The sequence below is a fragment of the Acinetobacter lactucae genome (assembly GCF_013344765.1).
Taxonomy (GTDB): domain Bacteria; phylum Pseudomonadota; class Gammaproteobacteria; order Pseudomonadales; family Moraxellaceae; genus Acinetobacter; species Acinetobacter lactucae_A.
On record NZ_JABVBF010000182.1, the window covers coordinates 1 to 6,795 of the forward strand.

The 6,795-nt window shown below is 39.0% G+C and carries 7 protein-coding genes; 5 read left to right on the forward strand and 2 right to left on the reverse strand.

Features of this window, described 5'->3' with window-relative positions:
• The first annotated feature begins 99 nt into the window (after positions 1-99).
• The 3 genes from pgaB (at position 100) to pgaD (ending at position 3,873) form a co-directional block, all read left to right on the forward strand.
• Positions 100-2,097, forward strand: a complete 1,998-nt coding sequence (gene pgaB, locus HUN22_RS14675) for a poly-beta-1,6-N-acetyl-D-glucosamine N-deacetylase PgaB (RefSeq protein WP_174730780.1) — start codon at positions 100-102, stop codon at positions 2,095-2,097.
• Between the two features lie 13 nt (positions 2,098-2,110).
• Entirely contained in the window at positions 2,111-3,370 is a 1,260-nt protein-coding gene (gene pgaC, locus HUN22_RS14680) for a poly-beta-1,6-N-acetyl-D-glucosamine synthase (RefSeq protein WP_016141944.1), read from the forward strand.
• A gap of 83 nt (positions 3,371-3,453) precedes the next feature.
• A complete protein-coding gene (gene pgaD / locus HUN22_RS14685) occupies positions 3,454-3,873 on the forward strand; it encodes a poly-beta-1,6-N-acetyl-D-glucosamine biosynthesis protein PgaD (protein ID WP_174730783.1) in 420 nt (139 codons plus the stop codon).
• Between the two features lie 100 nt (positions 3,874-3,973).
• Here pgaD and HUN22_RS14690 read toward each other — a convergent pair whose 3' ends face one another.
• The gene (locus HUN22_RS14690) at positions 3,974-4,762 is read right to left on the reverse strand and encodes a crotonase/enoyl-CoA hydratase family protein (protein WP_174730786.1); all 789 of its coding nucleotides are present in this window, start codon (positions 4,760-4,762) and stop codon (positions 3,974-3,976) included.
• Positions 4,763-5,008: 246 nt separating this feature from the next.
• On the opposite strand from HUN22_RS14690, the gene pnuC reads away from it, so the two are divergent.
• Positions 5,009-5,590, forward strand: a complete 582-nt coding sequence (gene pnuC, locus HUN22_RS14695; RefSeq protein ID WP_174730789.1) for a nicotinamide riboside transporter PnuC — start codon at positions 5,009-5,011, stop codon at positions 5,588-5,590.
• A 14-nt stretch (positions 5,591-5,604) separates the two neighbouring features.
• On the forward strand, positions 5,605-5,904 hold the full coding sequence (locus tag HUN22_RS14700; protein WP_174730792.1) for a hypothetical protein: 300 nt from the start codon (positions 5,605-5,607) through the stop codon (positions 5,902-5,904).
• Between the two features lie 46 nt (positions 5,905-5,950).
• Here the strand turns inward: HUN22_RS14700 and HUN22_RS14705 are convergent, their stop codons facing one another.
• On the reverse strand, positions 5,951-6,763 hold the full coding sequence (locus tag HUN22_RS14705; RefSeq protein WP_174730795.1) for an IclR family transcriptional regulator: 813 nt from the start codon (positions 6,761-6,763) through the stop codon (positions 5,951-5,953).
• Between the last annotated feature and the right edge of the window lie 32 nt (positions 6,764-6,795).

Consider the following 6,795-nt stretch of genomic DNA (forward strand, 5'->3'; position numbering starts at 1 on the left):
TTTTCTGGCAGTGTGATATTAAGACCAAATTTTAAAAAGTTTGTGTCCTAACATCAAATTTCACATAAATAATCTATATTGATAGTGAGACGCTATTTCATGACTATCCGCTTTGCATCTCCTTTGTTGAACATATCACTTGGCTTAGTAGCCTTGGCAGGTTTGTCAGGCATGGCTTTAGCTAAACCACCTAAACTGGACGCTTCAACACTTACGGTGATTGGGTATCATGAAATTACCGATACTAAAAATGCCTTAATCCCTCAATATGCGGTGACTACTCAACAATTTACCCAGCACATTGAATGGCTACAAAAAAACGGATTCCATTTTATTACGGTTGATCAATTAATTCGTGCTCATCAGGGTAAGACTCAACTGCCTACAAAACCGGTTTTATTAACTGTAGATGATGGTTATCAGTCTTTTTATCAAAATGCTTATCCTGTCATTAAAGCTAAAAAAATTCCGGTTGTTCTTGCTGTCGTAGGTTCATGGTTAGAACCAAAAGCAGGGCAGAAAGTTGATTTTTCAGGGGAAGAAATTCCACGTGATAAAATCTTAAGCTGGGGTGAGCTTAAAGAAATGCAAGATAGTGGCTTTGTAGAAATCGCAAGCCATAGCTATCATTTACATCGCGGTATTACAGGTAACCCACAAGGTAACTCTGAACCTGCTGCAACCACTCGTTTTTATGATGTTAAAACTCAAACCTACGAGAACGATGAACAGTATCAATCACGTATTTATAACGACTTAAAGAAAAATAACGAGCTACTCAAAGCGCATGGCTTACGTTCACCACGTATTATGGTGTGGCCATATGGTCGCTATAATATGCAAACTGTCCAAATTGCGAAAAAATTGGGTATGCCAGTGACCATTACGCTTGATGATGGAGCTGACCACGCAAAACAATCTCTACAAAATATGAGCCGTATTTTGGTAGAAGGCGATATGACGATTGATGATTTGGCTCAAGAAATTAAAAATCGTGAATTGAACTTAACGGATAACAATCGCCCGCAAAAAATTATGCATGTGGATCTCGACTATATTTATGATCCAGACCCGAAACAGCAAGAGCGTAATTTAGGCCACTTGTTAGACCGAATTAATGCAATGGGTGTAAATACCGTCTATTTACAAGCATTTTCAGATCCAGATGCCAATGGCTCTGCTGATATGGTGTATTTCCCGAACCGTCACATCCCAATGCGTGCGGACTTGTTTAACCGTGTTGCATGGCAAATTCAAACCCGTACCTCTGTAGGTCGAATTTATGCATGGATGCCTTTATTGGCGTGGGAATTACCAAAAACTGATCCTGTTTCTAAGGATTTGGTGGTGACAGAGCAAGCAAAAGCGGGTGAGCACCTCAACATGGGGTACATCCGTTTAAGTCCGTTCTCATCTCAAGCACGCCAAACTATTCGTGAGATTTATCAAGATTTGGCTAAGTCAACGCCGTTTAATGGAATTTTATTCCATGACGATGTCACCTTGTCAGATTATGAAGATGCAAGCCCTGATGCATTAAAAGCCTATGCGAAACAAGGTTTGCCAACAGATTTAGCAAAAATTCGTGAGAACGATCAAGATTTGCAAAAATGGACGGCATATAAGACAAAATATCTAGATGATTTTGCGATGCAACTTGTTGATGACGTGCGACAATATGAACCGTTCTTGCTCACAGCTCGTAACTTATACGCACAAGTTGCTTTAAAACCCTATGCAGAAAACTGGTATTCACAATCACTTGAAGAGTCGTTAAGACGTTATGACTTTACGGCTATTATGGCAATGCCTTATATGGAACAGGTCGATAATGCTGATCAATTCTATAAAGATATGGTTAACCGAGTAAAACAATATCCTAATGGCATTAAGAAAACCGTTTTTGAATTACAGGCAACTGACTGGCGTAAAAACGAAAAGGTACCATCGGCTGAAATGGCTGCAACAATTCATTCTCTTTATCAGCAAGGTGTCATGCATGTTGGATATTACCCAGATGACCCGATTAAAGATCATCCGGATGTGGACACTATGCATAAAGCATTTGCTGAAAAATCATCTCGTCTTGTGCCGTAGTTGAGGCTAAAACATGACAATCTTTGCTGCAATATGGTCGCATGCCTTAAAATTCGTTTTTTATTATCCATTGTTCATGTCGTATTTATGGATGATTGGCGCGATCATTTTCTATTGGAAAGAACGTCAGGCTCCGCCTTACGATCAACCTGCTCCATTAGAGAGTTATCCTAAAGTCGCTGTGTTAATCCCTTGTTTTAATGAAGGAGATAATGCAGAGGAAACGATCAGCCATGCTTTAAAACTGGACTATCCTCATTTTGAAGTGATTGCGATTAATGATGGTAGCTCAGACAATACAGGCGAGGTACTTGACCGTTTAGCAGCACAACATGAAAAACTCCGTGTTGTTCATTTGGCTCAAAACCAAGGTAAAGCCATGGGGTTGCAAGCTGGAAGCTTAATGACCGATGCCGAGTTTTTAATTGGTATTGATGGGGATGCATTACTTGATCCACATGCAGCAAAGTGGATGATTCGTCATTTTCTGGAAAACCCAACGGTTGCAGCTGTTACAGGTAACCCGCGTATTCGTACTCGCTCAACTTTACTAGGGCGTATTCAGGTCGGTGAGTTTTCTTCGATTGTCGGCATGATTAAACGTGCACAACGTACCTTTGGACGCTTATTTACCGTATCGGGTGTAATTACTGCTTTTCGTAAGAGCGCTGTTCATCAAGTCGACTATTGGTCACCCAATATGTTGACTGAAGATATCGACATTACTTGGAAATTGCAGCGTGCCGGCTGGGACATTCGTTTTGAACCGAATGCCTTGGTGTGGATTTTAATGCCCGAAACTCTAAATGGTTTGTGGAAACAGCGTTTACGTTGGGCTATGGGTGGGGCACAGGTATTAATTAAAAATATTGATGTGTTCACTAAGCCAAAATTAAATTTTTTATGGCCTTTAATGTTTGAGCTTTGCTTAACTTTAGTTTGGTCATATTTAATGCTCGCGATGGCTTTATTATGGTTGGTACATTTTATTTTACCAGTCCCTGCTTTAGCCGTTGTGAGCTCTCCATTTTTACCCTATGGTAGCGGTATTTTATTGGGGGCAACCTGTCTCATTCAGTTTGCTTTAAGCAAATGGATGGATAGTCGTTATGAACCACATCTAGGAAAAAACTATTTCTGGATGATCTGGTATCCATTGGTCTTTTGGCTAATCACCATCTCGGCAACTATTGTGGCATTTCCAAAAGTTTTAAAACGTGGAGATGAGAAACGTGCGCGTTGGGTGAGCCCAGATCGGGGCATTCGTGGATGAAATGCAAAAGTCATGAGATTTTAAAGATCGTGCTGTATTGATGTCTGGGGAAAACCACAGCACTTCGTTAGGTAAAGAGAGAAATGAAGACAAATTCGTTGATTATTGATTTACGCCGTCAATTACCATGGCATAAACGCTATGCTTCTACAACAAGCACAGCCATGATGTGGGCGGGTTGGTTGTTGTTGTGGCGTCCATTTGTATTTATCTGGGTGCTGGCTGAACTCCAAAAAACACATTTGGTTCACCGTTTGTTTAATGCTTTTGGTGTAGGCATTGAACATGGCATTACTGCATTAATTGGTTGTGCAATTTGCTTATTATTGTGGAGTCATGTGCTACCGGAGCGTCGTGTTGGTGGTAATGCGCTTAAAGCAAAACAGACAGATGACTATGCGCGCTATTTTGATTTACCTGAATATGCAATTGAACAGGGACGTAGTCAAAAAATTACGGTCGTTCACCATGATGAATTAGGTAAAATCGTTAGAGTTGAATAAAGAAGATTAATGAAAAAAGCCCGCATTATGTGGGCTTTTTTTACGCTAATTTCGGTCTAACCATAGTTTTAAACTGTAGAGCGCAGTGCTTGAGTAGATGTTATTTACCTTTAAAAACAGGAGGTCTTTTTTGTAACATGGCAAAAACACCTTCTTGAACATCTTCTGTGGTGAGCAAAGGTTGAAGATGATTCTGTAATTGGCTAAATGCCGTTGGATAACCTTCATTCATAGCTTCACGTGCAGAGGCAAGGGTCGCTTTTACCGCAAGTGGTGCGGCTTGAGTTATGTGTTCAGCAAGTTCTATTGCACGGTTGAGCTGGGAGCCTTCTGGGCATATTTCTGTAATCAAGTTCATATCAAAGGCAGCTTTGGCATCAAAAGAGTCACCAGTGAGTAAATAGCGCATGGCTTTGGCCCAACCCGCAGCTTGAGTAAAACGTGCAGTTGCTCCGCCAAAAGGTAAGATGCCACGTTGAACTTCCATTTGAGCAAATTGTGTATTTTCACTCGCAATCGTAATATCTGCATTGAGAAATAGTTCTATACCAGCGGTGTAACAATAACCTTGTACTGCCACAATCAATGGCTTACTGAGCTTTCGGCCTACAGTGCCCCAAGGGTTAATTTCATTTTCACTAAAATCAAAAACACCTGTAGCGAGTTTAGGTTGTAACTCAACGAGGTCTAAACCAGCTGTAAAATGATCGCCATGAGCAAAGATAACTGCACAGCGCAAACTATCATTATTTTCATATTCGGTGAGTGCCAGTGATAAGTCTTTGATCATGTGGCTATCGAAGGCATTGCGTTTTGCAGCCCGATCTAGGCCAATTAAAAAAATATGTCCACGAGTTTCACGGCTAACTTTTCCTTCTTGATTTGACATATTCTCATGCTCTTTATTTGTCTTTCATTATCTTTTAAACAATCATTTAAAAACTATCAAATACAATTTGTTGATGACCTGATAAGTATTTCTTTTATCTACGTATTGAAATAAATCGATGTCATATGAAAAGTATAAACTCTCATATCATGTTAATTTCCATGATTTATTTAAATTAGCAGTTTGCTTAACTTTATATTTTTCTCATAATACGCTGTCAAAATGATCTCAATAAGCAGCTGTTTTATGTCACCTCTAGAAATTTTTGCGGTTTTGATTAGCCTCATGGGAGTCGGATTAACGGTAATCCGTAATATGTGGTGCTGGCTGTTTAATTTCTTTGCCTTTGTTTTATATGCCTATTTGTTTTACGAGTTTAAGCTGTACGGCGAAACGATTTTGCAGTTCTTTTTTATGGTCGTCAATTTTTATGGCTTTTACTATTGGTTTAAAGGAAAACAGCAAGATCACGACATTCGAATTGAACCTATTGCAGTTCAAACCGCTATCATCCAAATGCTCATTGCCGCGGTAGGTGGCTTGCTTTTTGGCTTAATTCTTAAAAACTTTACCGATGCAGCAGTGCCGATGCTCGACTCACAGCTTGCCGCATTTAGTCTGCTTGCCACTTACTGGACAAGCCGAAAGCATATTGCGACTTGGATACTTTGGGTATTTGTCGATATTATTTATGTCGGGATGTTTATCTATAAAGATTTATTTTTAACAGCCGTGTTATATGCAGCATTTGTTTTGATGGCAGCTTATGGTTGGTATCAATGGGAAAAAGTCAAAAAGAAACAGCTTTTAGCCACTAACCAGCTTTAATTTGGAGAGTGATCATGTTGTTGAGCTTAGAGGTTTATAAACAACAACAGTTTGATCAAATTGCTGCAAAAATAATGGCTGAGCCTGCAAAATATTGTGAATTTAATTCAGTGTCAGATTTTTATAACGCTGTATGGCTCAAGGATTTTCCACAAGGTAGCCAGATTTCTGCGACAGGTTTGGATAATGGTGCCGAAGAGTTTTATGCAATTATTCAGTTTAAAGAGCAGTATTTAAAGTTTGATATTAAAGAGCATCATTCGATACTTGTTTTTCAGGATATGAATGGGAACGTTTTTAAAAATAACTTTTAATTTATGAAATAAATTGCCATAAAAAAGCGACTTAACGTCGCTTTTTTTAATAAATAAATTTTGAAATTTTATTAGCTGTTTCAACAACTAAACTTGCGATATCTTCTTTAAATGTTCTTTCATCGTAAGTGGTAATTGGACAACTCACAGAGATAACGGCGACCATTTTTCCATTTGACTGTTTAAAAACAGGCGCCGCGCAGGCTGCCATATCATGATTGTAATGACCCCAGCTCACCATAGTTTTTTGAGTTTTTACGTAAGAGAGCCTTTGCAATAAAGCTTTTAAATTGGTTGGAGTCAGTTCAGAGAAACTGTCCCAATCATTGAAGTTGCGGTAACGCTGACGTACTTCTGCTTCCGGTAAATCAGATAAAAGCATTTGACCAATGACGGTTGCATGGGCAGGCCAGCGAGTTCCTAAACTGATGTTGCTCGTAAAGGTTCCCATCGACTGTATATTATTTACAAAGACAATATGAGTGCCTTCTAAAATTGAAAGATGTACTGCGAGTTTGGTCTGGTCACGTAGTTCTTTCATTAAAGGTGTCGATAAATCAAGTAATGAAAGTTTAGATAAACTGTTAAAACCAAGTTCCATAACTTTTGAATCGAGAGCGTAAGTTTTTTGAGATGCTTTTCTTAAATAGCCACAAGATTCGAGTGTATAGATCAGACGAAATGCACTAGAACGGTTCACTTCTAAAATTTCAGCAATTTCTGTAATGGTCATTTCTTGCGCTTGTTGGTTAAATGCTTGCAAGATAGCTAAACCCCGTACAAGACCAGGTACTAAATATCGATCATCATTTTTTGTTGTTTCCGATTCTTGAGAATCTTCTTCAATTGCTATGCTCATTCGTGTCATTTTCCTATAAATAAAACATGATT

Bases quoted from the DNA above. Each gene is read 5' to 3' on its own strand.
- pgaD (WP_174730783.1), top strand. From the start codon at position 3,454: ATGAAGACAAATTCGTTGATTATTGATTTACGCCGTCAATTACCATGG.
- pgaB (WP_174730780.1), top strand. From the start codon at position 100: ATGACTATCCGCTTTGCATCTCCTTTGTTGAACATATCACTTGGCTTA.
- HUN22_RS14690 (WP_174730786.1), bottom strand. From the start codon at position 4,762: ATGTCAAATCAAGAAGGAAAAGTTAGCCGTGAAACTCGTGGACATATT.
- pgaC (WP_016141944.1), top strand. From the start codon at position 2,111: ATGACAATCTTTGCTGCAATATGGTCGCATGCCTTAAAATTCGTTTTT.
- HUN22_RS14700 (WP_174730792.1), top strand. From the start codon at position 5,605: ATGTTGTTGAGCTTAGAGGTTTATAAACAACAACAGTTTGATCAAATT.
- pnuC (WP_174730789.1), top strand. From the start codon at position 5,009: ATGTCACCTCTAGAAATTTTTGCGGTTTTGATTAGCCTCATGGGAGTC.
- HUN22_RS14705 (WP_174730795.1), bottom strand. From the start codon at position 6,763: ATGAGCATAGCAATTGAAGAAGATTCTCAAGAATCGGAAACAACAAAA.